Below are 22,643 nucleotides of genomic sequence, written 5' to 3'. Positions count from 1 at the left end.
CCCGGCACGCTCAGGACCGTCGGTGAGGGACGCGACCGAGCAGTGGTTCCCGCGGCGGACGTGGACCCGCCCCACGTGGACCGCGTCGGAGCTGATTGCGGCCCGTGCCGGGCGGACGGTGTCGGTGGTCCTGCCGGCGCTCGACGAGGAGGCGACGGTGGGCGGCGTGGTCGCCGCGGTGCGCCCCCTGCTCGGCACGCTGGTCGACGAGATCGTCGTCGTCGACTCCGGGTCCACCGACGCCACCGCCGCCCGCGCCCGCGCGGCCGGGGCCCGTGTCGTCCCACGCGACGCCGTGCTGCCCGAGGTGCCGATCCGGCCGGGCAAGGGCGAGGTGCTGTGGCGCTCGCTCGCGGCCACGTCGGGCGACCTGGTGGTCTTCCTCGACTCCGACCTGGTCGACCTCGGCCCCGACTTCGTCGTGAACCTGCTCGGCCCGCTGCTCACCGTCGAGGGCGTGGCGCTGGTCAAGGGCTTCTACCACCGACCTCTCAGGCTTCCGTTGTCCGGGATGGCCGACGCCGACGCGGCCCTCACCGGCGGCGGCCGGGTCACCGAGCTGACCGCCCGCCCGGCCCTCGCCGCGCTGCGTCCCGAGCTCTCCGGCGTCGTGCAGCCCCTCGGCGGCGAGTACGCCGCGACCCGCGAGCTGCTCGAGTCGCTGCCCTTCGCCGCGGGCTACGGCGTCGAGATCGGCCTGCTCCTCGACACCCACACCACGCGCGGGCTCGACGCGATCGCCCAGGTCGACCTCGGCGTGCGCAAGCACCGCCATCGCAGTCTGCGGGCCCTGGGCGCCACGGCCGCCGAGGTGCTCGACGCCGTGCTGCGCCGCTGCGTCCCCGGGCACCCGGGCGCGGACCCGCTGACGCAGTTCGTGCCCGTCGACGGCGACTGGTTGCCCGACGAGCAGGCCGTCGCCACCGCGGACCGCCCGCCGCTCGCGACACAGCGGGCCACCGGGAGCTGACGGAGAGCATCGGCCGGCACCCCTACGATCGAGGGCCATGGGCAGCGCGCTGGTGTACGTCATCGTGGTGGGCCTCGTGGCCGCCGCGGTCTACCTGCTGGCCGCCTTCGTCTTCGGCCGGGGCGAGGAGCTCGCCCCGATGCCGCCCGGCGCCACCCCCACGCGGCTGCCCGCCCGCGACCTCACGGCCGGCGACGTGCGCGACCTGCGCTTCCAGCAGGCCCTGCGCGGCTACAAGTGCAGCGAGGTCGACTGGGCGCTCGAGCGCCTCGCGGCCGAGGTCGACGCCCTGCGCGCCCGTATCGAGGCGATGGAGTCCGACGGCGAGGCACCCGCGGCGACGCTCAACGGCCACGCCGAACCCGCGAGCGACCTGGCCGACCCGACGCCGACCGACCCGACCGTGACGGGCCGGGACGCGCTCGGCCCGGCACAAGCTGCGTCACAAGGGGCGTCGTCCGGTGCCGGGCGGGGAATGTCCGGCGTCGACGGCCCCGGACGCTGACGCGGGTCCCGACAGCACGCGGGAGGAACGCCGGATGGCGCGACGGGAGATCACGGTGTCGGTCGACGTCGACGCACCGGTCGAGACGGTGTGGGGCGAGGTCACCGACTGGGAGTCCCAGGGTGAGTGGATGCTCGGCACCGCCGTGAAGGTCACCCGCGGCGACGGCACGAGCGTCGGGTCGGAACTCGCGGCGACCACCGGCGTCGGGCCCCTCGGTGTCACCGACACGATGGAGATCGTCGGCTGGGACCCGCCGCACCGGGCCACCGTCCGCCACACCGGCCGCGTCGTGCGCGGCAGCGGCGTGTTCACCGTCCTGGAGCGCCGCACCGACGACGGCCGCGAGGCGTCGACGTTCGTGTGGAGCGAGCAGCTCGACCTGCCGCTCGGCGCCCTCGGGGCGCTCGGGTGGCCGCTGGTCAAGCCGGCGTTCGCCTGGGGCGTCAAGCGCTCGCTCGACGTCCTGGCCCGCCGGTGCGAGGAGAGCTGGTCGCGGTGAGCAGGCGGTGAGCTCCCCGGGGAATGTGGCGATCGTCGGCGACGACGGGGTCGGCCGCTGCCCCTGGGGCGCGGGTGGCGAGCTGCTCGCCGAGTACCACGACCGCGAGTGGGGCCGGGTGCTCCACGGCCGCGACGCGCTCTACGAGCGGATCAGCCTCGAGGCGTTCCAGTCCGGCCTCTCCTGGTTGATCGTGCTGCGCAAGCGCCCCGCGTTCCGGGAGGCCTTCGCCGGGTTCGACCCCGAGGCCGTCGCCCGCTTCGACGAGACCGACACCGCACGCCTGCTCGCCGACGCGGGCATCGTGCGCAACCGCGCCAAGATCGAGGCGACGGTGGCCAACGCCCGCGCCGTGCTGGCCCTGGCCGACCGGGACGAGGACCTCGACACCCTGCTCTGGTCGTTCGCCCCGCCCCCGCGGGAGCAGCCGCCGAGCGGGTTCGACGACGTGCCCGCGACCACCCCCGCGTCGGCCGCGATGGCGAAGGCGCTGCGGGCCCGCGGCTTCCGGTTCGTGGGCCCCACGACCTGCTACGCGCTGATGCAGGCGACCGGGATGGTCGACGACCACGTGGCCGGATGCTTCCGCGCGATCGGCGCACCGGGGGGCTGACCGGCCGCGTGACCGGGGCGGACACGCCCGGATGATCGCTCCGGTGTCGTGCCGGTCGGTCGCATGGTGAAGAATCGTCGCCTGTCACACGGCGCTCGCTCTCCGGACGCCCACGCGGGCGACGCGGGGAACGGGAACGACGCAGCTCGCGGAGGGAGCACGCTATGGCGGCCATGAAGCCCCGGACCGGAGACGGTCCCCTCGAGGTCACCAAGGAGGGGCGCGGCATCGTGATGCGCGTGCCGCTCGAAGGTGGGGGGCGCCTCGTCGTCGAGATGACGGCGGACGAGGCGGGCGACCTGCGGGAGGCTCTGACGGGCGTGGTCGGCTGAGCACCGCAACCGCCGGGCGGGACGCCGTGACCGGGGACGCGCCCTTCGCGTCCCCGGCCCTGCCCACCCCGCTCGCCACGCTGACCACCGCGGTCCCGGACGGCCCCGTCGCCGTCCTGCGGTGGCGCCGACGCGACGGCACAGACGGGTCCGACACCACCTCCGACGAGTCGACCGAGAGCGCCGGCGACGACGAGACCGACGACGGGGACGGGGCGGTCGAGGGCGCGCCGCCGGGCTGGCGCCCGTCGGCCGGCTCCGTCGCCGCACTCCCCGGCCCGGCCCCCGCGCAGTGGCTGGTGGGTGTCGGCGAGGGCCGTCCCCGCGACTGGCGTGCCGCCGGGGCCGCCGCTGTGCGCGCGCTGCGGGACGCCCCGGGCGCAGCCGTGGGCGCCGGCGACGGCCCCCGTACGGCCACCCTGGCGCCGGCGCGCCCCGAGGACCTCCCCGGGACCGCCGACGACTGGGCGTCGCTGGCGCTCGGCGTCGTCCTGGGCTCGCACCGGTTCTCCGTGAAGTCGACGGGCCCCGGCGCCCGCGTGACGGTCCACCTCGACGTCCCCGCCGAGCACCACGAGGCGGTCGAGCGGGCCGTCGAGCTCGCCACCGCCACGGCGCGCGCCCGCGACCTCGCCGACACCCCGTCGGGCACCAAGTCCCCGGACTGGTTCGCGACCACCGCGACCGACCTCGTCGCCGACGCGGGCCTCGAGGTGACGGTCCGCGACGAGACCTGGCTCGCCGAGCACGGGTTCGGCGGCGTCCTCGCGGTCGGCGGTGGCTCGTCACGCCCGCCGCGCTTCCTCGAGCTGCGCTGGTCACCGGCCGAGGCCGCACCGGACGCGGGCCACGTCGTCCTCGTCGGCAAGGGCATCACCTTCGACACCGGCGGCATCTCGATCAAGCCGAACGCCGGCATGGCGGACATGCGCACCGACTGCTCCGGCGGCGCCGCCGTGGTCGCCGCGATGCGGGCGGTGGCGCGCCTGGACGTGCCGGTCCGGGTCACCGGCCTCGTGCCGCTGGCCGAGAACCACGTGTCCGGCTCGGCCTACCGGCCCGGCGACGTCGTGCGGCACCGCGGGGGCACCACCTCGGAGGTCACCAACACCGACGCCGAGGGCCGGATGGTGCTCGCGGACGCGATCGCGTTCGCGCTCGAGGAGCTCGCGCCGGACGTCGTCGTCGACGTCGCCACGCTCACCGGGGCCATGAAGGTCGCGCTCGGCGTGCGCACCGGCGGGGTGTTCGCGAGCTCGCCCGACCTCCGCACCGCGATCGTCGACGCCGGCGCCGCCGTCGGCGAGGCGTGGTGGCCGATGCCGCTGTCGGCGCACCTGGACACCGACGTCGATTCGACGATCGCCGACGTGCGCCAGGCCCCGCCCGGCCCCGGCGGCATCGCCGCGGCGCTGTTCCTGCGCCGCTTCACCGACGGGCGGCCGTGGGTGCACCTCGACATCGCCGGACCGGCGCGCTGCGACTCCCCGCACGAGGAGGTCGCCAAGGGCGCGACGGGCTTCGCCACCCGGACGCTCGTCGAGTTCTGCGCGGCGAGGGGCCTGCGGCCCACGTGAGTGATCCGGGTCGTCCTGACGACACGGATCACTCACATGGGCGGAGCCCCTAGCGTCGCGCCGCGCAGAGCAGGCCCTCGGCCACCGGGAGCAGCAGCGGGACGAGGCGCTCGTCCTCGCGCACGGCCCGCACCGTCTCACGCAGCGCGCCGGCGACGGCCTCGCGGCGCACCGGGTCGGCGACGCGGCCCTGCCACAGCACGTCGTCCAGCACGACCACCCCGCCCGGGCGGAGCAGACGCAGCGAGGCCTCGAGGTCGCGGGGGAAGTCGGTGGTGACGCCGTCGACGACGACGAGGTCGTACCCGCCGTCGGAGAGCTTCGGCAGCACCTGCCGCGACGACCCGGTGATCATCCGCACCCGGCCCGGCCCGAAACCCGCCTCGACGCACGCCGCCCGGGCCCGCGCCTGGCGGCCGCCGTCGGTGTCGATGCTCGTGAGCAGGCCGTCGGAGGGCATCCCGCGCAGCAGGGCCACGGTGCCGACGCCGAGCCCGGTGCCGATCTCCACGACGGCGCGCGCCCGCGTCGACGTCGCGAGGAAGGTCAGCGCGGCCGCCGTCGCCGGCGCGACGGCGACGACGCCCTCGGCCACCGACTGCTCGCGCAGGCCGGCGAGCAGGGGGTCCTCGGCGAGGAAGGCCTCGGCGCGCTCGCCGAGGCGGGAGCCCGCGCGGACGGCCGCGGGGGCCTCGCCCGCACCGTCGCCGTCGGTCGCCGTACCGTTCGCCGCGGGGACGTCACGCCGGACCGCCCGCAGCGCGCGGGGCGTGCCGCGCACGCCTCCACCGCGCCCCCCGGGGCGCCCCGTCGCCATCCGAGCAGGCTAGATCGTCCGGGCGGCCCGGACGGCGTGCCGCGCCGACTCGCCGCTCACCCGGTCGGGGTCGGGGCGCGTGACGAGCAACCCCCAGGATCCTCAGCCGTCTCTCAGCACGACCTCACGTCCGTGACATGAGGGCCCGCCATGGTGGTGTCAGGTCGCCGGAACCCCCGACCGGCACCGCCAGGACGAGCCGAGGAGCACGCACCCCGATGCCCGACCGCCCCGCCACCGCGGTCCTCGACCGCCCCGTCGAGACCGTCACCGACGTCGAGTCGGCCTCCGACCACGCCGTCGAGGGCGAGGTCTGGGTCCCGCCGACGTGGGACGACGTCGTGCGCCAGCACGCCGACCGCGTGTACCGGCTCGCCTTCCGCCTCACGGGCGACGCCCACGACGCCGAGGACCTCACGCAGGAGACGTTCATCCGCGTGTTCCGCTCGCTCGCCGGCTACAAGCCCGGGACGTTCGAGGGCTGGCTGCACCGCATCACCACCAACCTCTTCCTCGACATGGTGCGCCGCCGCGCCCGCCTGCGGATGGAGGGACTGCCCGAGGACACCGACCGTCTCCCCGGCGGCGACCCGAGCCCGGAGCAGGTGTGGTCCGACGCCCACCTCGACCCCGATCTGCAGGCCGCGCTCGACGCCCTGGCGCCCGAGTTCCGCGCCGCCGTCGTGCTCTGTGACGTCGAAGGCCTGTCGTACGAGGAGATCGCGGCGACTCTGGGTGTCAAACTGGGGACCGTGAGGAGTCGCATCCACCGCGGGCGCCAGGCGCTGCGCGCCTCGCTCGAGTCCCGCGCCGCCGAGCGCGTCGCCGCCGTCCCCGTCGGGAGGCCCGCATGATCTCGGGGCGCTCCGGGTGGTCGGGCTGGTCGGAGCGGTTCACCGAGTCCGGGCACCTCGCCCTCGACGCGGTCGTCGCCTTCGTCGACGAGGAGCTCCCGCCCGGCCCGGCGCACCGCGCGGCCGCGCACGTGGATCGCTGCCTGACCTGCGCCGCCGAGGTCGCCGCCCAGCGGCAGGCCCGGCGCCGGGTGCGGGCCGCGGGCGACCCGTGCGTGCCGAGCTCCCTGTTCAGCACCCTGTGCTCGATCCCGGACGTCGCGCCGCTGCCCGGCGCGCCCGCGGGTCTCGCCGTGGCCGCCGACGGCACGCTCGTCGTGCCCGCGCAGGCCGGACGCACCGCCGACACCCCGGACACCGCGGACGTCACCGGTGGTGTGACGAAGACCGGGCGGTCCCGATGGGGTCGCCGACGCACGCTCGGTCTGCCCGTCGCCGTGAGCTCCGGCGTCGTCGTCGGCGCCGCGGCCCTCGCGGCGTTCGCCGGCCCGGCCGTGGTCGCGGGTACTGCGCCGGCCGCGCCCGGCAGCGTCGCGCCGCGGGTCACGCCCACGGCGGCCGCCGCCCAGCTCGCCACCCGCGACACGGACTCCGCGAGCGACTCCGCCCGCGATGCCGTCCGCCACGAGGGCCCGTCGCGCCCGGCGTCCGCGCCGCACGGCCCCGGCGCGCCCTGACCCGTTCCTCCTGCGCTGACCGGCCCTTCACCGCACTGGTCGCACGCTGTGACGGTGTCGACGCAGGCCGCGCCCCGAGGCTCTACGGTGGTGGGGCGATGAGCACCACCCTTGAGCCCGGGACCCTCCCCGCCCACCGCTCGGGCAGCAGCGGCCACATCGTCCGGTTTGTCCGGATCGCGAGAGTGACCCGATGACCGGCCCCACGGAGCCCGGCGGCGCCGCCGCGCCGGAGACCGAGTCGGCTGCCGGCCCGGGTGGCAGCTCGGGCGTCGACGCCCCGACGAACGGCCACGCCACCAACGGCCACGCGTCACCGGCCACGAACGGCCACACGGGCAACGGCCACGGCTCGGGGAACGGCACCGGCAACGGCACGGGCAACGGCTCGGGCAACGGCTCGGGCAACGGCGCCGGCAACGGCGCCGGCAACGGCCACCGGTCCGCCCCCGGAGAGCGCGAGCTGGCGGCGGTGTTCGGCCGCCCCGAGGGCGTCCGGGGCGCGTTCGGACCCGGCGCCAACGGGCACCCGGGCTCCCGTCCGTCCGGACGTCACGAGCCGCCGGCCCCGGCGCTGGTCTCCGCGTTCGGGCGCCCCGGCGGCGCGAGCGACACGTCCGCCCCGCTGCAGCGCCCCGACCGCCCCGCCGACGCGGACGCCGACCGCTCCGACGACTTCTGGGACGACACGTCGTCCGCCGACCCCTGGCGCAACCCGGACGCCGCCGCCGAGCTCGGCGGCCCGGCGCTGCGCGAGTCGCACGGGAGCAGCGCCGAGCGTCCCGTCGGCGCCCGCCTTTCCGCACGCGAGCTGATCCTCGGGCGCCGCGTGCAGCCGACGGCGCTGGCCCTGCTCGCCGTCGTCGCGCTGGTGCTCGGCGGGGTCGGGGGCGTCGTCGGCTGGGCGGTCGCGGGCGGCGCCGACCGTCTCGTCGACCCGGGTGCCTCGCTGACCCCCGTCTCGCCGGGGCGCGAGCGCCCGCCGGGCTCGGTCGCCGACGTGGCCGGCCGGGTCGCGCCGGCCGTGGTGTCCCTCGAGCTCCAGGCGGGGTCGAGCGGCGGCACCGGGTCGGGCGTCGTGCTCAGCCCCGACGGCTACATCGTCACCAACAACCACGTCGTCGAGCTCGCGGCCACCGACCCGCGGGCCACCCTCGAGGCCGTCTTCGCCTCCGGGCTGCGGGCCCCGGCGCGGGTCGTCGGCCGCGACCCGCAGACCGACGTCGCCGTCGTCAAGGTCGAACTGGCCAACCCCGTGGTCGCGCAGCTCGGGCGCTCGTCGGATCTGCAGGTGGGCGACGGGGTCATCGCGATCGGGTCGCCCCTCGGCCTGGCCGGCACGGTCACCGAGGGCATCGTGAGCTCGGTCGACCGCCCGGTGCGCCTCGACGCCGAGTCCGCCGAGTCGAATCCCGTCATCGACGCCATCCAGACCGACGCGGCGATCAACCCGGGCAACTCCGGCGGCGCGCTCGTCGACACCTCGGGGGCCGTCGTCGGCATCAACACCGCGATCCGCACGCTGGGCGGTGGCGAGGGCGGGTCGATCGGGCTCGGGTTCGCCATCCCGATCGACGACGTCCGCGTCATCGCCGAGTCGATCATCCGTACCGGCGGGTACACCCACAGCGACCTCGGGGTGAACGCGAAGTCGGTCACGGACGGCGCCTCGGACGGTGCGCAGGTGCTCAACGTGCGCCAGGGTGGACCCGCGTCGCGCGCCGGGCTGCTGGAGGGCGACGTGGTCCTGCGCGTCGACGACCGCCCGATCGCGTCGGCGGACGAGCTCGTCGTGGCCGTGCGGGAGCACCCTCCGGGCCAGGCGATCACCCTCGGCGTCGTGCGGCAGGGCCGTCCGCTGTCGCTGCAGGTCACGCTCTAGGGGGCGGGATGTTCGACAACATCGGCTGGCCCGAGCTGCTCGTCCTCGCCCTCGTCGGCCTGTTCGTCCTCGGTCCCGAGCGGCTCCCCGCCGCCGCGGCGTGGGTCGCGAACACCGTCCGGACGGTCCGCGACTACGCCACCGGTGCCCGCGACCAGCTGCGGTCCGAGCTCGGCTCCGAGTTCGAGGACCTGCGCAAGCCCCTCGAGGACCTGCGCTCGGTGCGCGACCTCAACCCCCGCCGTGCCGTGCGCCAGCACCTGTTCACCGACCCGCCCGTCGACGGCACCTGGAGCGGCTCGACCGCGCCGGGCGCCCCGGCCGCCTCCCCGGCCCCGGCGGTCCCGCCGGCGGCCGCGGGAATCCCGGTGCCCTCGACCACGCGCCGGGAGGCGGACCGCCCCCTCGGGCCGGGCGAGATCGCCCCGCTGGACCCCGACGCGACCTGACGGGGTCGCTGCGAGGTCTCGTGGCGCTCCTCACGGGGGTGAGCCGGGAGCCGATCGGGGCTCCGCTGTTAGCGTCGATCAGCGTGATCGTGCGTCAGGGCGAGCCGATGCGCCGGCGGGTGCTCGAGGCGGCCAGCCGCCTCGACAGCGACCCGCGGCTGCTCGCGGCCGTCGAGTGGACGCGCTCGTGGCTCCCGGGCGACCCGTTCTACGGTGATCCGCTCTCGACCGGTGACGACGCGGTCGGCCGCCTGGCCGCCCAGCTCGCCCCGCTGGCCGCGACGCGCCCCAGCGTGCTGCGCGAGGTCGGTCTCACGGCGCTGCAGCTCTGGCAGGCCCACGCCGGGGTCGAGGAGCGGCCCGACGGGGACGACGTCGTCGTGCTGTTCACCGACCTCGCGGGCTTCTCGGACTGGACGCTCGAGGTCGGCGACGACCTCGCCGTCACCGCCCTGCGACGGGTCGGCGCGGCCGTCGAGCCGCTGGTGCGCCGGCGGGGCCGGGTGGTCAAGCGCCTCGGCGACGGGCTGATGGCCGTCCACCCGACCGTGGAGGACGCCGTCGAGGTGGCGCTCGCGGCCCGCGACGCCGTCGAGGAGCTGGACGTCGACGGCCACCGCCTGCACCTGCGCGCCGGCGTGCACGTCGGCCGTCCCCAGCAGCTCGGCGGCGACTACTACGGGCGCGACGTCAACATCGCGGCCCGGATCACGGACGCGGCGGGCGCCGGCGAGGTGTGCGTCTCGAGCCCGACCCGCGCACTCCTGGACGGCTCCTACGCGACGTTCCCGCTGAGCCGCCGCCGAGGCAAGGGCGTGCCCCCGGACATCACCCCGTGGCGCGTCGGTCGCCGGAAGCCCGGGGGGCCTCCTGGCTGAGCGGGTTCGCCCGCATCCCGCCGGAGGGGTCGAGCCGCCCGAGGATGGCGGCGGCCACGCACGCCAGGGACTCGACGCCGTCGCAGTCGAGCGCGTCGAAGATGAGCCGGCGGACCTCGGCGGCGTGGCCGGGGGCGGTCTCGCGCACCTTCTCCATGCCGGCGTCGGTGAGCCGCGCGACGGTGACCCGGCCGCTGTCCGGCGAGGGCTCGCGGACGACCCAGCCCTGCTGCTCGAGCCGCGCGACCACGTGCGAGAGGCGGGAGAGCGACGAGTTGACCGTGGCGGCCAGCGCGCTCATCGGTAGCGTCCGGCCCGGCGTCTCGGAGAGCATGGCCAACGTCAGGTAGGAGAACTGGGTCAGTCCGGCGTCGCGCTGGAGCTGCGCGTCGAGCGCGGCGGGCAGCAGCGTCATCACGGCGGCCGTGCGCCGCCACGCCCGCTGCTCGTCGTCGTCCAGCCAGGGCCCCTCGGTCATGGGTCCCACATTACTTGATGCTTCAACTCTTCGCAGGTAGTGTTCGGTGTTGAACGATCAACCACCGACTGGAGCGTGCTGCCATGGACCCGTTCGCCACCGCCCACCCGGGAGCGGCGTTCGACGCCTTCGAGCCGGGCGCCCGTGAGCGGGCCGCCGGCCGCACGCCCTGGACCCCGCAGGACGGGCCGCTGCCCGCGCTCTACCTCAGCCACGGCGCCCCGCCGCTGTTCGACGACGCGGAGTGGATGACGCGCCTCTGCGCGTGGGCCGACCGGCTGCCGACGCCCCAGGCGATCCTCATCGTGTCGGCGCACTGGGAGTCCGCGCCGCTGACGCTGACGAGCGCCGAGGCCGACACACCGTTGGTGTACGACTTCGGCGGCTTCGCCGAGCGCTTCTACCGGATGACCTACGCGACGCCCGACGCCTCCGCGCTCGCCGCCCGCGTCGCCGCCACGCTGCCCGACGGCCGGCCGGCGCACGCGTCGCGCCGCGGGCTCGACCACGGCGCCTGGGTGCCGCTCAAGGTCATGTACCCGCTCGGCGACGTGCCCGTCCTGCAGATGAGCATGCCGACCGAGGACCCGGACCGCCTGCTCGCGATCGGCGCACGGCTGCGCGAGCTGCGCAGCGAGGGCGTGCTCGTCATCGGCTCGGGCTTCATGACCCACGGGCTGCCGTACCTGTCCCGCGAGATGCTCGCGGGGAAGGACACCCCGGGCTGGACGGGCGACTTCGACGCCTGGGCCGCCGACGCCCTCGACCGCGGCGACCTCGAGACGCTGCACCGCTTCCGCGAGGCCCCGGGCATGCCCTACGCGCACCCGACGGCCGAGCACTTCGTGCCGCTGTTCGTCACCCTCGGTGCGGCCACCGACCCCGAGGCGCCGGTGACGACGACGATCGACGGCACCATGTGGGGCCTGTCCCGCCGGTCGCTCCAGGTGGCCTGAGGCTCGCCTTCCCGTTGCAGCGAACGGCCTGTTCACTGCTTCTAGGCGGACGAACTCCCCGTTCGTTCGCCGGGAAAGGGCTTGGCGACGGCCGGATTCCCGGAGCATGCTGACGCGGACCGGGGACGATCCCGGGCTCGGGTTTCGAGGAGTGAACGCCATGGCGGCCCGCACCGGCGCCATGAGAGGCGCCGTCCGACGCACCGCCTGGTGACGCCGACCGGCTCGCGCTGAGTGCTGCGCACCAGGGTTCCTCGCCACCGTCACGTGACGGCGGCTCCTCGAAGGGTCCCCTCCAGTGCTCTCTGTTTCACCCTCATCGATCTCGACCCTGTCCCGCTACGGCTGGGACGACGCGTGGGAGCAGCTCGCCCTCGCGCACGACGGGCCCGGCCGGCTGCCCGGCCGCGTCGCCCGCGTCGACCGCGGCCGCGTCGACGTCCTCACCGACCGCGGCCGCCTGCGCGCCCGCTGCCCCGTCCCGCCCGCGGTGGGGGACTGGGTGCTCGTCGACCCCGGCAGTGATCCCCGCAGCGGCACCCCGTCCGTGGCCGCCGTCCTGCCCCGGCGCACCGCCCTGGTGCGCGCCACCGTGTCGGGGCGCTCCGAGGCCCAGGTGCTCGCCGCGAACGTCGACACCGTGCTCGTCACCGTCCCGTGCGAGTCCGGCGGGCGTGCCGGCCGCATGGAGCGCCTGCTCGCCCTGGCCTGGGAGAGCGGGGCGACGCCCGTGGTCGTGCTGACGAAGTCCGACCGGCTCGAGGCGGTCGCCGACGCGGTCGCCGAGCTCGCCCTCTCGGCGCCCGGTGTTGAGGTCCTGGCCGTCAGCGCCGTGACCGGCGAGGGACTTGACGAGGTGGCGACGGCCGCGCGCGGCACCACGGTGCTCGTCGGTCCCTCCGGGGCCGGCAAGTCCACGCTCGCCAACGCCCTGCTCGGCGAGGAGGCCCTGGCCGTCGGGGAGGTCCGCGCCTCCGACGGCAAGGGCCGCCACACGACGGTGCACCGCGAGCTCGTGCCCTTCGAGGGCGGCGTCCTCGTCGACACGCCGGGCCTGCGGGCCGTCGGGCTCGTCGACGCCGCCGAGGGCATCGACAAGGCGTTCACCGACGTCGTCGAGCTCGCCGACGGCTGCCGCTTCGCCGATTGCGCGCACGATCGCGAGCCCGGGTGCGCGGTGCGGGCCGCGGTCGAGGCCCACGAGCTCCCGGAGCGGCGCTGGGAGGCCTACCGCAAGCTCCAGCGCGAGGACGAGTGGGCGGCGGCGCGCACCGACGCCCGGCTGGCGGCCGAACGCCGGGGCCGGTCGAAGACGATCACCAAGGCCCAGCGCGCCGCCTACCGCGAGCGCGGCCGCTGAGGCCCCGGTCGACGCAGCGAACGCGCTGCTCGTTGCTTCTATGCGTACGAACAGCGCGTTCGCTGCGGCCCCTCGGTCGCACTGCCCCGAGCGAGCGGGGACTTTGCGCGCTTAGAAGCAGCGAACAGCGCGTTCGCTGCTTCTACGCCCGCGAGCTACCGCCCGGCGGGCGAGATGTTCAGCGACATCCCCGCGAGCCCACGGGAGCGCACCGAGAGCTTCTCGGCGACGGCGCGCAGGGCGGCGCCGGCGGGGGACTCGGGCTGGGTGAGCACCAGTGGCATGCCCGCGTCGCCGCCCTCGCGCAGGCGGGTGTCGATCGGGATCTGGCCCAGCAGCGGGACGTTGCCGCCGACGGACTTGGCCAGCGAGTCGGCCACCTTCTGGCCGCCGCCGGAGCCGAACAGGTCCATGCGGGACCCGTCGGGCATGTCCATCCACGACATGTTCTCGACGACGCCCGCGAGGCGCTGGCGGGTCTGCAGCGAGATCGCGCCCGCGCGCTCGGCGACCTCGGAGGCCGCCTGCTGCGGCGTGGTGACCACGAGCAGCTCGGCGCTCGGGATCAGCTGCGCGACGGAGATCGCGATGTCGCCGGTGCCCGGGGGCAGGTCGAGCAGCAGGATGTCGAGGTCGCCCCAGAACACGTCGGCGAGGAACTGCTGCAGCGCGCGGTGCAGCATCGGGCCACGCCAGACCACGGGGGTGTTGCCCGGGGTGAACATGCCGATCGAGATGACCTTCACGCCGTGGCTCTGCGGCGGGAGGATCATGTCGTCGACCTTGGTGGGCCGCTCGTCGGTGCCGAGCATGCGCGGCACGGAGTGCCCGTAGATGTCGGCGTCGACCACGCCGACGGACAGGCCGCGGTCGGCCATGGCGGCCGCCAGGTTCACCGTCACCGACGACTTGCCGACGCCGCCCTTGCCCGACGCCACGGCGTAGACGCGCGTCAGCGAGCCCGGCTGGGCGAACGGGATGACCGGCTCGTCGGCGTCGCCGCGGACGGTCTTGCGGACCTCGCGGCGCTGCTCGTCGTTCATGACGTCGAGCTCGACCGACACCGCGGTGACACCGGAGACCGCCGAGACCGCCGTGGTCACCCGCGAGGTGATGGTGTCCTTCATCGGGCAGCCGGCGACGGTCAGGTAGACGGCCACCTCGACCTTGCCGTGGTCGAGGACGCGGATGTCCTTGACCATGCCCAGCTCGGTGATCGGCTTGTGGATCTCGGGATCCTCGACGCCGGCCAGTGCGGACCGGATCGCGTCGACGGACGGTGCTTCGGCCATCGGACCCTTCTCGACTTCTCGGACGTGGGGGTCCCGGGGGAGTGCCCTGCGTCGGGACCGGGGGCGGAGGCTGCGCCGGGCTCTCTCGAGCGCGCCCAGCCCCCGTCGGCTCACCGCCATGCTACGTGCCGGTCCGGTCCGTGTTGTCCGGCCCGGGCGCGTCGCACGTCACTGCCGGGTCACCGGCCCGTCACCGGCCGTTGCTGTGCGCCCCGCCGTCGGTGGTCGAGGCCCGCTCCGACGTCCGCTCCAGGGCCCGCACGAGCGCCTGCTCGACGACGGTGCCCAGCTGCCGGTCGACGGCGCGGTCGACGGCCTTCGTGACCGCCTTCTCCAGGGCCTTGTCGCTCTTGCCGCCCCGGTCGTCGCGCCCGTCCCGGCCACCGCGCGCCTGCTCGAGCTCGCCGCGCAGGTAGTCGCGGGTGACGACCTCGCCGAGCTGCAGGCGCATCGACGCCAGCTCGCGGGCCAGGTACTCGGTCTCGGCGGAGAGCCGGCCCGCCCGCGTGCGGTCCTCCTCGAGGGAGACGCGGTCGCGGTCGTCCTGGCGGTTCTGCGCCAGCAGGATCAGCGGCGCGGCGTACGCGGCCTGGGTGGAGAACGCGAGGTTGAGCAGGATGAAGGGGTAGGGGTCCCACTGCAGGCTGATCGCGAAGACGTTCAGCGTGATCCAGATCAGCACGATCACCGACTGCCACAGCAGGAACGTCCCGGTGCCGAGGAACCGGGCGAGGCGCTCGGCGACCTTCGCGAACCACTCCGCGTCCACGCCGAGGCGCAGGCGGCGCGTGCCGGCGGGCTGGTCGAGGCGCCGGCGGGTGCTGGGCTCAGGCATGGCCGCCACCCCTCGCGGCCGGCTCCGGGTCGGGGTGCGAGCGCCAGTCCTCGGGGAGCAGGTGGTCGAGGACGTCGTCGACGGTCACCGCGCCGACCAGGTGTCCCGCCTCGTCGATGACCGGGCCGCAGACCAGGTTGTAGGTGGCGAAGTAGCGGGTCACCTCGGCCAGCGACGCCTCGGGCCCGAGGCGGGTGAGCTCGGAGTCGAGCACGCCCGCGACCAGGTCCGACGGCGCCTCGCGCAGCAGCCGCTGGGCGTGCACGCAGCCCAGGTAGCGCCCGGTGGGGGTGGCCGACGGCGGCCGGGCGACGAACACCATCGAGGCCAGCGCCGGGGTGATGTCGGGGTTGCGGACGTGGGCGAGCGCCTCGGCGATCGTCGCCCCGGGCGCGAGCACGATCGGCTCCGGCGTCATGAGGCCGCCGGCGGTGTTCGACGAGTACGTCAGCAGGCGCCGGACCGGCTCGGACTCCTCGGGCTCCATGAGGCCGAGGAGCTCCTCGGACTCGGCGCCGGGCAGGTCGGCGAGCAGGTCGGCGGCGTCGTCGGGGTCCATCTCCTCGAGGACGTCGGCGGCGCGGTCGGTGGTGAGGTGGCGCAGGAGGTCCTGCTGCTCGGAGGAGGGCAGCTCCTCGAGCACGTCGGCCAGGCGGTCGTCGCCGAGGCCGTCGGCGACGTCGTGGCGGCGCCGCTGGGGGAGGTCCATCAGCGCGTGGGCGATGTCGGCGGGCCGCATGTCCTCGAAGGTGGCCAGCAGCTGCTCGGTGCCCTGCCCGGACTCCGAGAGCGACAGCCCCGACACCGCGGCCCAGGGCAGCACCTGCACCGGTCCCCGCCGTCCGAGTCGTCCGACGAGCTCGCGCACCGCCAGGCGCGTCACCAGCCAGTCGCGGCTGCGCTGGTGCTCCATGAGGACGTCGACGACCTGGGCGTCGGCGTCGTGGTCGACCACGCGGACGCGGGCGTCGAGCATCTCGCCGACGACGAGCACCTCGTTGGGGCGCTGGGCGAACGCGCGGAGGTTGACCTGCCCGGTGGCCAGCGTGACCGCGGCGGCGTCGACGGTGGTCACCCGCAGCATCGGCACGAAGATGCGGCGCCGCGAGCCGACGCCGACGACCAGCCCGAGCACGCGCGGCGGCCGCGGACCCACGGCCACCGCGCACACCGCGTCGCGCACCCGGCCGATCCGCTCGCCGTCCGGTCCGAGGACGGGCAGCCCGACCATGCGGGCGACGAACACCCTGCCCATGGCGGTAGTCACCGGAGCAGGCTAACCGTCGGGACCTGCGGCGGGCTGTATCGAGTCGGATCCGCACACGGGTGAGAGGGTCGCCACCTCGGCCGATGCTGCGCCGTGGCGCGTGTCAGCATCGGCGCCGGTCACGTGGACATGGAGGTCAGCTACTCGTGAGTGTCGAGAACCGCCCCCGCCGGTCGTGTCTGGCGGTGCCCGGGTCGAGCCAGAAGTTCATCGACAAGGCCCGGACACTGCCCGCCGACCAGATCTTCCTGGACCTCGAGGACGCCTGCGCACCGCTGGCGAAGCCCGAGGCCCGCAAGACGATCGTGGCCGCGCTCAACGAGGGCGGCTGGGAGGGCAAGACGCGCGTCGTGCGCGTCAACGACTGGACCACCGAGTGGACCTACCGCGACGTCACCGAGGTCGTGGAGGGCGCCGGGGCCAACCTCGACGCGATCATGCTGCCGAAGGTGCAGAACGCCGAGCAGGTCCACGCGCTGGACTTCCTGCTCACCCAGATCGAGAAGACCATGGGCTACGAGGTCGGCAGGATCGGCATCGAGGCCCAGATCGAGAACGCGATGGGCCTGACCAACGTCAACGCCATCGCCGCCGCCTCGCCGCGCAACGAGACCATCATCTTCGGCCCGGCCGACTTCATGGCCTCGATCAACATGAAGTCGCTGGTGGTCGGCGAGCAGCCCCCCGGCTACGACGTGGGCGACGCCTACCACTACATCCTCATGCAGATCCTCATGGCGGCCCGCGCCTACGACCTGCAGGCCATCGACGGCCCGTACCTGCAGATCCGCGACGTCGACGGCTTCCGCCGCGTCGCCGGCCGGTCGGCCGCGCTGGGCTTCGACGGCAAGTGGGTGCTGCACCCCGGCCAGATCGACGCCGCGAACGAGGTCTTCTCGCCCGACCAGGACGACTACGACCACGCCGAGAACATCCTCGACGCCTACGAGTACTTCACCTCCGAGGCCGGCGGGAAGAAGGGCTCGGCGATGATCGGTGACGAGATGATCGACGAGGCGTCACGCAAGATGGCCCTCGTCATCGCGGGCAAGGGCCGCGCCGCCGGGATGACCCGCGGCGAGCGCTGGACGCCGCCGGAGTCGTGAGCCGTCGCCCGCGTTCCCGCGCGCAGGGCACCTTCAGCCGGACAGAGCGGCGAGAGGCGCCCTTCGCCGGGACGGATCGACGGCATACTGGCCGGTAACCACTCACGAGCAGGAGCACGACGCATGGCACGCCTCGCCCAGACCGCCGGTCTCACCGATGTGCAGCAGGAGATCCTGTCCACCGTCCGCGACTTCGTGGACAAGGAGATCATCCCGCACGCGCAGCAGCTCGAGCACGACGACGTCTACCCGCAGGACATCGTCGACGGGATGAAGGAGATGGGCCTGTTCGGGCTCATGATCCCGGAGGAGTACGACGGTCTGGGCGAGTCGCTGCTGACCTACGCGCTCGTCGTCGAGCAGATCGCCCGCGGGTGGATGAGCGTCTCCGGCGTCATCAACACCCACTTCATCGTCGCCTACATGCTGCGCCAGCACGGCACCGCCGAGCAGAAGGCGCACTACCTGCCGAAGATGGCGACCGGCGAGATCACCGGCTCGTTCTCGATGTCCGAGCCCGACCTCGGCTCCGACGTCGCCGCGATCAAGACCAGCGCGAAGGCCGACGGGGACGACTACGTCGTCAACGGCGCCAAGATGTGGCTGACCAACGGCGGCTCGTCGAACCTCACCGCGGTGCTGGTCAAGACCGACGAGGGCGCCGAGAAGCCCTACCAGAACCTGACGACGCTGCTGGTCGACAAGCCCCGCGGCTTCGGCAAGGTCGCCGAGGGCCTCTCGATCCCCGGCAAGATCGACAAGATGGGCTACAAGGGCGTCGACACCACCGAGATGGTGTTCGACGGCCACCGCATCCCGCAGAGCCAGGTGCTGGGCAACGCGCCCGGCAAGGGCTTCGCGCAGATGATGGACGGCGTCGAGGTGGGCCGCGTCAACGTCGCCGCCCGCGCCTGCGGCATCGCGATCCGCGCCTTCGAGCTCGGCATCGAGTACGCCCAGCAGCGCTCGACGTTCGGCAAGCCGATCGCCCAGCACCAGGCCATCGCGTTCAAGCTCGCCGAGATGGCCACCAAGGTCGAGGCCGCGCACCACATGATGGTCAACGCCGCCAGCCTCAAGGACCGCGGCGAGCGCAACGACGTCGAGGCCGGCATGGCGAAGATGCTCGCCTCCGAGTACTGCAAGGAGGTCACCGAGGAGTCGTTCCGCATCCACGGCGGCTACGGCTACTCGAAGGAGTACGAGATCGAGCGCCTCATGCGGGAGGCGCCGTTCCTGCTCATCGGCGAGGGCACCTCGGAGATCCAGAAGACGATCATCAGCCGCGGCCTGCTCAAGGACTACAAGCTGCGCTGATCACCTTCGCTGCACCGATCGGCGGTACCGTTTCGCGTCACAGTGCACCCGGCCCGGGCACTCCCCGGCCGGGTGCACCGTTGACATGAGTGAAGGACCGCCCAGAAGGACAGCGAGGGAAGAGTCGTGACTGCGCCGTTCACCGGGAACCGCCCCGGCGCCCAGCCCGGGCTGCCGAACCTCCCCGAGCCGCCGTCGGGCTGGCCCGTGGGCTCCTACGCCAAGTACGAGGAGGCCCAGCGCGCCGTCGACCACCTGGCGGACAACGAGTTCCCCGTCGCCGACGTGACCATCGTCGGCGTCGACCTCATGCTCGTCGAGCGGGTCATCGGCCGCCTGACCTGGGGCCGCGTGCTGCTCACCGGCGCCGCGTCCGGCGCCTGGCTGGGTCTGTTCGTGGGCCTGGTGCTCTCGCTGCTCGCGCCCGTCGGCAGCGGGTTCGGGTCGATCCTCACCGGCCTCGTCATCGGCATCATCTTCGGCGTCGTGTCCGGGGCGATCACCTACGGCGCCTCGCGGGGCCGGCGGGACTTCACCTCGCAGAGCCAGATCGTCGCCGGGCGCTACGACGTCCTCTGCCAGCCCCGCAACGCCGAGAAGGCCCGGGACATGCTGAGCAAGCTGGCGCTGGGCACCGACACCTGATCGTCCGCGAGAGGAAGCTCAGAGCCAGCGGTTGCGGCGGAAGGTCCGCCAGAGCACCCCGCAGATGGTCAGGATCACGAGGATCACCGCGGGGTAGCCGAACTCCCAGTGCAGCTCGGGCATGTAGTCGAAGTTCATGCCGTAGATGCCGGCGAGCATCGTCGGGACCGCCAGCAGGGCGGCGTAGGCGGTGATCTTGCGCATGTCGTTGTTCTGGCGCAGCGTGATCTTGGCGAGCACGGCGTCGACGAGGGTCGTGAGCAGCTCGTCGAACGACGCGACGCGCTCGGCCACCGTCGCGAGGTGGTCGTCGACGTCGCGGAAGTAGCTGCGCACCTCCGACGGCACGAGCGGGGAGTAGCCCTCGGTGAGCCGGCGCATCGGCGTCACGAGGGGGCCGACGGCGCGGCGCAGCTCGAGGACCTCGCGCTTCATCAGGTAGATCTGCTCCGCGCCGACCTCGCTGTAGGGCGCGAAGACCTCGGCCTCCATCGTGTCGATGTCGCCCTCGACGCTCTGGGAGACGTCGAGGTAGGCGTCGACGATGTGATCGGCGATCGCGTGCAGCACGACCGCCGGGCCCTGCGCGAGGTGCTCGGGCTCGGACTCGAGCTGGTGCCGGACGCGGCGCAGGCCGGAGTGCTGGCCGTGGCGGACGGTGACGACGAAGTCCCGGCCCAGGAAGACCATGAGCTCGCCCGACTCGACGATCTCGTTGGCCGTCGTCGGCGACGCGTGCGCGACGTAGCGCATGGTCTTGAACACCGAGAACAGCATGTCGTCCCCGCCGCCCGGCGTGCCGCTGAAGCGCTCGATCTTCGGGCGCTGGTGCGCGTGCACCGCGTCCTCGACGGCGAGCGGGTGCAGCCCGAAGACCTCGGCGATGTCGGTGATCTGCTCGGCGTCGGGCTCGTGCAGGCCGATCCAGACGAAGCCCTCCTCGCGGCGGCGGACCTCCGCGATCGCCTCGCGGTGGGTCCACCGGCCGGCGAGCCGCTTGCCGTCGACGTACACCGCACAGTCGACGACGAAGGCGGACAGGGGCACGTGCGGCACCCGCGGGTCCTGGGTGCGGGGACGGCCGGGGCGGATCACGCGCGAACCGGCGTTGCGCAGCGTGGGCAGGCTGGGCATGGGGACCTCCGGGGACCGGACGGTGTGGAGACGGGGGCTACGGGCGGATGAGCCACCGCGTCCCTCCCCGGCCGAGCCGCGCCGATCAGCGCGCGGCGGGCGTCCGGGAGGAGACGCGGCCCGTACTCGGCGGAAGGTCGGACCTCGAGTCGTCCACGTCTCACCTCCCTCGCCCCGCACGACACCACGTCGGTCGATCCGTCATCCTAACGGCCGCCACATGCGGCGCCGGACGGCGGACTCTCCCGTCGCCCGTCCGACACCGCCATGACCACAGACGTTCAGGAGGCGGATTCGTGCAGTTCGGTCGGTACTTCGAGGAGTTCGAGGTCGGTGCGACCTACAAGCACTGGCCCGGCAAGACGGTCACCGAGTACGACGACCACCTGTTCTGCCTGATCACGATGAACCACCACCCGCTGCACCTGGACAACCACTACGCGTCCGGGACCCAGCAGGGCCGCAACGTCGTCGTCGGCAACTACGTCTACTCGCTGCTGCTGGGGATGTCGGTGCCCGACGTGTCCGGCAAGGCGATCGCCAACCTCGAGGTCGAGTCGCTGCGCCACGTCAAGCCGGTCTTCCACGGCGACACGATCTACGGCGAGTCGACGGTGCTGGACAAGAAGGAGTCGTCGTCGAAGAACGACCGCGGCGTCGTCGGAGTCGAGACGATCGGCTACAACCAGGACGGCGTGGTGGTCTGCATCTACCGCCGCAAGGTCATGGTGCCCAAGCGTCCGGCGGCCGAGGGGTCCGACGAGGCCCTGGAAGCCGAGCAGCCCCGCCGCCCCGTTCCCCAGCGCGACTAGGGGGGACCAGCCAGTCGCGCCAAGGAGATGCGGTGGTCAGCGCTCCTTCGTCGCGCTGACTATCGACCTCCGGCGCGTCCGAGATCGCGCGGCAGGCAGTCCCACCCGCGCAGCGCGGCCGTGAGCCCGGTGACGAGCTCCCCGGCCGCGTCGAGCGCGTCGTAGGCGGCGGCGTCGACCCAGCGCGCGTCGGCGGCGTCGTCGCCGGCGCGCGGGGTCGCGGCCGGGTCGCGCGGGCGGCAGCGCAGGTCGTGGATCGCGAAGACCCGCCCGTCGGGCGCGGGCCGGCGCACATGGCCGACCTCGTCGCCCACCTCGACGTCGAGCCCGGTCTCCTCGGCGACCTCGCGGCGTGTCGCCTCGGGCACCGTCTCGCCGGGCTCGACCTTGCCGCCCGGCAGCGACCACCGGCCGGCCTCGGGCGGGTGGGCGCGGCGGATCAGGAGGAGCCGTCCGGCGGCGTCGGTGACGATGCCGCCGACGCAGAGGACCTCGTCCGGGGACGACGCGCCGGGCACCGACCCCGGATCACGCGTCGTCACAGGAGTTCACCCTAGTATCACCCGTGACCCGATGGCCGTCCGCGCCCGGACCGGCCCATACTGCCGACGCACGACCGTCGACCGAGCACCGCGAGGGAACCTGGTGAACGCGAAGAAGATCGGCATCATCGTGGGTGTCGCGTTCGCACTCTTCTTCGTCATCTCACAGCCGCAGAATTCAGCCGACCTCGTGCTGAACATCCTCACTATCCTGGGTGACGCGGCCGCTTCCGTGGTCGCGTTCATCCAAGCGTTGTTCTAGGTCCGGAGGCCGTCGTGCTGGCACCCCGCGAGGTCGACGAGTACGTCCTGCCGACCGAACGGCGGGTGATCCGCTTCCGGCGCCACTGGGCGGTCATCGTCGGCGAGGTCCTGCAGGCCGTCATCCTGTTCGTCCTGCTCGCGCTCGGCGCCGCGTTCCTCCCGCAGAACGTCGTGCTGGACAACCTGTTCTGGTACGGCGCGCTGCTCGTGCTGCTGAAGTCGAGCTACAAGGTCAGCGAGTGGTGGGTCGAGAAGGTCGTCGTCACCGACAAGCGGGTGATGCTCACCAAGGGGATCTTCACCCACAACGTCGGCATGATGCCGCTGACCAAGGTCACCGACCTCAGCTTCATCCGCACGTTCAACGGGCGCCTGCTCGGCTACGGGACGATGGTCATCGAGTCGGCCGGCCAGATCCAGGCGCTCAACCAGATCCACTATCTGCCCGACCCCGAAGAGGTCTACGAGGCCATCTCCGAGCTGGTGTTCGGCGACAAGCGCCAGACCCGCTCGTACACCCTCCCGGGGTCCGGGTTCGGTGGGGCGCGGGGCCGCCGGCGCTGATACTGGCGTCGTGAT

Annotated in this window: 25 protein-coding genes and 1 pseudogene; 19 read left to right on the top strand and 7 right to left on the bottom strand. The window is 73.9% G+C overall.

Going from position 1 to position 22,643, the window contains the following annotated elements; genetic code table 11:
* Positions 1 to 22: 22 nt before the first annotated feature.
* The 6 genes and pseudogenes from PH191_RS06935 (at position 23) to PH191_RS06910 (ending at position 4,499) form a co-directional block, all read left to right on the top strand.
* Entirely contained in the window at positions 23 to 970 is a 948-nt protein-coding gene (locus tag PH191_RS06935; protein ID WP_274193888.1) for a glucosyl-3-phosphoglycerate synthase, read from the top strand.
* A 37-nt stretch (positions 971 to 1,007) separates the two neighbouring features.
* A pseudogene (locus PH191_RS06930) lies at positions 1,008 to 1,286 on the top strand (DivIVA domain-containing protein); the annotation flags it as partial.
* 223 nt (positions 1,287 to 1,509) lie between these two features.
* A complete protein-coding gene (locus PH191_RS06925) occupies positions 1,510 to 1,977 on the top strand; it encodes an SRPBCC family protein (protein WP_274193887.1) in 468 nt (155 codons plus the stop codon).
* A gap of 7 nt (positions 1,978 to 1,984) precedes the next feature.
* On the top strand, positions 1,985 to 2,590 hold the full coding sequence (locus PH191_RS06920; RefSeq protein WP_274193886.1) for a DNA-3-methyladenine glycosylase I: 606 nt from the start codon (positions 1,985 to 1,987) through the stop codon (positions 2,588 to 2,590).
* A gap of 164 nt (positions 2,591 to 2,754) precedes the next feature.
* Positions 2,755 to 2,922: a DUF3117 domain-containing protein gene (locus tag PH191_RS06915; RefSeq protein ID WP_274188192.1), complete on the top strand. Its 168-nt coding sequence runs from the start codon at positions 2,755 to 2,757 to the stop codon at positions 2,920 to 2,922.
* Between the two features lie 26 nt (positions 2,923 to 2,948).
* Positions 2,949 to 4,499, top strand: a complete 1,551-nt coding sequence (locus tag PH191_RS06910; RefSeq protein WP_274193885.1) for a leucyl aminopeptidase family protein — start codon at positions 2,949 to 2,951, stop codon at positions 4,497 to 4,499.
* Between the two features lie 49 nt (positions 4,500 to 4,548).
* Here the strand turns inward: PH191_RS06910 and PH191_RS06905 are convergent, their stop codons facing one another.
* Positions 4,549 to 5,316, bottom strand: a complete 768-nt coding sequence (locus PH191_RS06905; RefSeq protein WP_274193884.1) for an O-methyltransferase — start codon at positions 5,314 to 5,316, stop codon at positions 4,549 to 4,551.
* A gap of 218 nt (positions 5,317 to 5,534) precedes the next feature.
* Here PH191_RS06905 and sigE point away from each other — a divergent pair, with 218 nt between their 5' ends.
* The 5 genes from sigE (at position 5,535) to PH191_RS06880 (ending at position 10,056) form a co-directional block, all read left to right on the top strand.
* Positions 5,535 to 6,170, top strand: a complete 636-nt coding sequence (sigE, locus tag PH191_RS06900) for an RNA polymerase sigma factor SigE (RefSeq protein ID WP_274193883.1) — start codon at positions 5,535 to 5,537, stop codon at positions 6,168 to 6,170.
* Entirely contained in the window at positions 6,167 to 6,847 is a 681-nt protein-coding gene (locus PH191_RS06895; RefSeq protein ID WP_274193882.1) for a hypothetical protein, read from the top strand. The genes sigE and PH191_RS06895 overlap by 4 nt, the downstream gene beginning before the upstream one ends.
* Positions 6,848 to 7,040: 193 nt before the next feature.
* Positions 7,041 to 8,729: a S1C family serine protease gene (locus tag PH191_RS06890; RefSeq protein ID WP_274193881.1), complete on the top strand. Its 1,689-nt coding sequence runs from the start codon at positions 7,041 to 7,043 to the stop codon at positions 8,727 to 8,729.
* Between the two features lie 8 nt (positions 8,730 to 8,737).
* Positions 8,738 to 9,178, top strand: a complete 441-nt coding sequence (tatB, locus tag PH191_RS06885; RefSeq protein ID WP_274193880.1) for a Sec-independent protein translocase protein TatB — start codon at positions 8,738 to 8,740, stop codon at positions 9,176 to 9,178.
* A gap of 83 nt (positions 9,179 to 9,261) precedes the next feature.
* Entirely contained in the window at positions 9,262 to 10,056 is a 795-nt protein-coding gene (locus PH191_RS06880) for an adenylate/guanylate cyclase domain-containing protein (RefSeq protein ID WP_274193879.1), read from the top strand.
* Here PH191_RS06880 and PH191_RS06875 read toward each other — a convergent pair.
* Positions 10,007 to 10,534 (bottom strand): MarR family winged helix-turn-helix transcriptional regulator, encoded by a 528-nt coding sequence (locus PH191_RS06875; RefSeq protein WP_274193878.1) that lies wholly within the window; start codon positions 10,532 to 10,534, stop codon positions 10,007 to 10,009. The genes PH191_RS06880 and PH191_RS06875 overlap by 50 nt on opposite strands.
* 83 nt (positions 10,535 to 10,617) lie before the next feature.
* On the opposite strand from PH191_RS06875, the gene PH191_RS06870 reads away from it, so the two are divergent.
* Both PH191_RS06870 and rsgA read left to right on the top strand, forming a co-directional pair.
* On the top strand, positions 10,618 to 11,490 hold the full coding sequence (locus PH191_RS06870) for a dioxygenase family protein (protein ID WP_274193877.1): 873 nt from the start codon (positions 10,618 to 10,620) through the stop codon (positions 11,488 to 11,490).
* 298 nt (positions 11,491 to 11,788) lie between these two features.
* Positions 11,789 to 12,850, top strand: coding sequence for a ribosome small subunit-dependent GTPase A (gene rsgA / locus PH191_RS06865; RefSeq protein WP_274193876.1), 1,062 nt, complete (start codon positions 11,789 to 11,791; stop codon positions 12,848 to 12,850).
* A 155-nt stretch (positions 12,851 to 13,005) separates the two neighbouring features.
* Here rsgA and PH191_RS06860 read toward each other — a convergent pair whose 3' ends face one another.
* The 3 genes from PH191_RS06860 to PH191_RS06850 all read right to left on the bottom strand — a co-directional run bounded on the left by PH191_RS06860 (position 13,006) and on the right by PH191_RS06850 (position 16,232).
* Entirely contained in the window at positions 13,006 to 14,142 is a 1,137-nt protein-coding gene (locus PH191_RS06860; RefSeq protein WP_274193875.1) for an Mrp/NBP35 family ATP-binding protein, read from the bottom strand.
* Between the two features lie 190 nt (positions 14,143 to 14,332).
* Positions 14,333 to 14,977 (bottom strand): DUF1003 domain-containing protein, encoded by a 645-nt coding sequence (locus PH191_RS06855; RefSeq protein ID WP_274193874.1) that lies wholly within the window; start codon positions 14,975 to 14,977, stop codon positions 14,333 to 14,335.
* Entirely contained in the window at positions 14,970 to 16,232 is a 1,263-nt protein-coding gene (locus PH191_RS06850; protein ID WP_274194679.1) for a magnesium transporter MgtE N-terminal domain-containing protein, read from the bottom strand. Before PH191_RS06850 ends, PH191_RS06855 begins: the two co-directional genes overlap by 8 nt.
* Before the next feature lie 158 nt (positions 16,233 to 16,390).
* On the opposite strand from PH191_RS06850, the gene PH191_RS06845 reads away from it, so the two are divergent.
* From PH191_RS06845 to PH191_RS06835, 3 genes are all read left to right on the top strand, one after another.
* The gene (locus PH191_RS06845; RefSeq protein WP_274188204.1) at positions 16,391 to 17,350 is read left to right on the top strand and encodes an HpcH/HpaI aldolase/citrate lyase family protein; all 960 of its coding nucleotides are present in this window, start codon (positions 16,391 to 16,393) and stop codon (positions 17,348 to 17,350) included.
* A gap of 123 nt (positions 17,351 to 17,473) precedes the next feature.
* Positions 17,474 to 18,667, top strand: a complete 1,194-nt coding sequence (locus PH191_RS06840; protein WP_274193873.1) for an acyl-CoA dehydrogenase family protein — start codon at positions 17,474 to 17,476, stop codon at positions 18,665 to 18,667.
* Between the two features lie 126 nt (positions 18,668 to 18,793).
* On the top strand, positions 18,794 to 19,312 hold the full coding sequence (locus PH191_RS06835; RefSeq protein ID WP_274188206.1) for a YflT domain-containing protein: 519 nt from the start codon (positions 18,794 to 18,796) through the stop codon (positions 19,310 to 19,312).
* An 18-nt stretch (positions 19,313 to 19,330) separates the two neighbouring features.
* Here the strand turns inward: PH191_RS06835 and PH191_RS06830 are convergent, their stop codons facing one another.
* The gene (locus PH191_RS06830; RefSeq protein ID WP_274193872.1) at positions 19,331 to 20,446 is read right to left on the bottom strand and encodes a magnesium and cobalt transport protein CorA; all 1,116 of its coding nucleotides are present in this window, start codon (positions 20,444 to 20,446) and stop codon (positions 19,331 to 19,333) included.
* A 296-nt stretch (positions 20,447 to 20,742) separates the two neighbouring features.
* On the opposite strand from PH191_RS06830, the gene PH191_RS06825 reads away from it, so the two are divergent.
* Positions 20,743 to 21,258, top strand: coding sequence for a MaoC family dehydratase (locus PH191_RS06825; RefSeq protein WP_274193871.1), 516 nt, complete (start codon positions 20,743 to 20,745; stop codon positions 21,256 to 21,258).
* 59 nt (positions 21,259 to 21,317) lie between these two features.
* Here the strand turns inward: PH191_RS06825 and PH191_RS06820 are convergent, their stop codons facing one another.
* Entirely contained in the window at positions 21,318 to 21,800 is a 483-nt protein-coding gene (locus PH191_RS06820) for an NUDIX hydrolase (protein ID WP_274193870.1), read from the bottom strand.
* A 103-nt stretch (positions 21,801 to 21,903) separates the two neighbouring features.
* Between PH191_RS06820 and PH191_RS06815 the strand changes: the two genes are divergently transcribed.
* Complete coding sequence (locus PH191_RS06815) at positions 21,904 to 22,062, top strand: hypothetical protein (RefSeq protein WP_274188210.1); 159 nt, start codon at positions 21,904 to 21,906, stop codon at positions 22,060 to 22,062.
* A gap of 14 nt (positions 22,063 to 22,076) precedes the next feature.
* On the top strand, positions 22,077 to 22,628 hold the full coding sequence (locus PH191_RS06810; protein WP_274188211.1) for a PH domain-containing protein: 552 nt from the start codon (positions 22,077 to 22,079) through the stop codon (positions 22,626 to 22,628).
* Positions 22,629 to 22,643 lie beyond the last annotated feature (15 nt).

The sequence above is a fragment of the Actinomycetospora callitridis genome, from assembly GCF_028737265.1.
Classification (GTDB): domain Bacteria; phylum Actinomycetota; class Actinomycetes; order Mycobacteriales; family Pseudonocardiaceae; genus Actinomycetospora; species Actinomycetospora callitridis.
The sequence above is the reverse complement of the archived record's forward strand: the minus strand, read 5'-3'. Positions and strand labels throughout refer to the sequence as shown.

What these genes read in the sequence shown, in the direction of transcription:
- PH191_RS06925 (WP_274193887.1), top strand. Translation starts at nt 1,510, where the DNA reads ATGGCGCGACGGGAGATCACGGTGTCGGTCGACGTCGACGCACCGGTC.
- PH191_RS06915 (WP_274188192.1), top strand. Translation starts at nt 2,755, where the DNA reads ATGGCGGCCATGAAGCCCCGGACCGGAGACGGTCCCCTCGAGGTCACC.
- PH191_RS06905 (WP_274193884.1), bottom strand. Translation starts at nt 5,316, where the DNA reads ATGGCGACGGGGCGCCCCGGGGGGCGCGGTGGAGGCGTGCGCGGCACG.
- sigE (WP_274193883.1), top strand. Translation starts at nt 5,535, where the DNA reads ATGCCCGACCGCCCCGCCACCGCGGTCCTCGACCGCCCCGTCGAGACC.
- PH191_RS06895 (WP_274193882.1), top strand. Translation starts at nt 6,167, where the DNA reads ATGATCTCGGGGCGCTCCGGGTGGTCGGGCTGGTCGGAGCGGTTCACC.
- PH191_RS06890 (WP_274193881.1), top strand. Translation starts at nt 7,041, where the DNA reads ATGACCGGCCCCACGGAGCCCGGCGGCGCCGCCGCGCCGGAGACCGAG.
- tatB (WP_274193880.1), top strand. Translation starts at nt 8,738, where the DNA reads ATGTTCGACAACATCGGCTGGCCCGAGCTGCTCGTCCTCGCCCTCGTC.
- PH191_RS06875 (WP_274193878.1), bottom strand. Translation starts at nt 10,534, where the DNA reads ATGACCGAGGGGCCCTGGCTGGACGACGACGAGCAGCGGGCGTGGCGG.
- PH191_RS06870 (WP_274193877.1), top strand. Translation starts at nt 10,618, where the DNA reads ATGGACCCGTTCGCCACCGCCCACCCGGGAGCGGCGTTCGACGCCTTC.
- PH191_RS06860 (WP_274193875.1), bottom strand. Translation starts at nt 14,142, where the DNA reads ATGGCCGAAGCACCGTCCGTCGACGCGATCCGGTCCGCACTGGCCGGC.
- PH191_RS06855 (WP_274193874.1), bottom strand. Translation starts at nt 14,977, where the DNA reads ATGCCTGAGCCCAGCACCCGCCGGCGCCTCGACCAGCCCGCCGGCACG.
- PH191_RS06850 (WP_274194679.1), bottom strand. Translation starts at nt 16,232, where the DNA reads ATGGGCAGGGTGTTCGTCGCCCGCATGGTCGGGCTGCCCGTCCTCGGA.
- PH191_RS06840 (WP_274193873.1), top strand. Translation starts at nt 17,474, where the DNA reads ATGGCACGCCTCGCCCAGACCGCCGGTCTCACCGATGTGCAGCAGGAG.
- PH191_RS06830 (WP_274193872.1), bottom strand. Translation starts at nt 20,446, where the DNA reads ATGCCCAGCCTGCCCACGCTGCGCAACGCCGGTTCGCGCGTGATCCGC.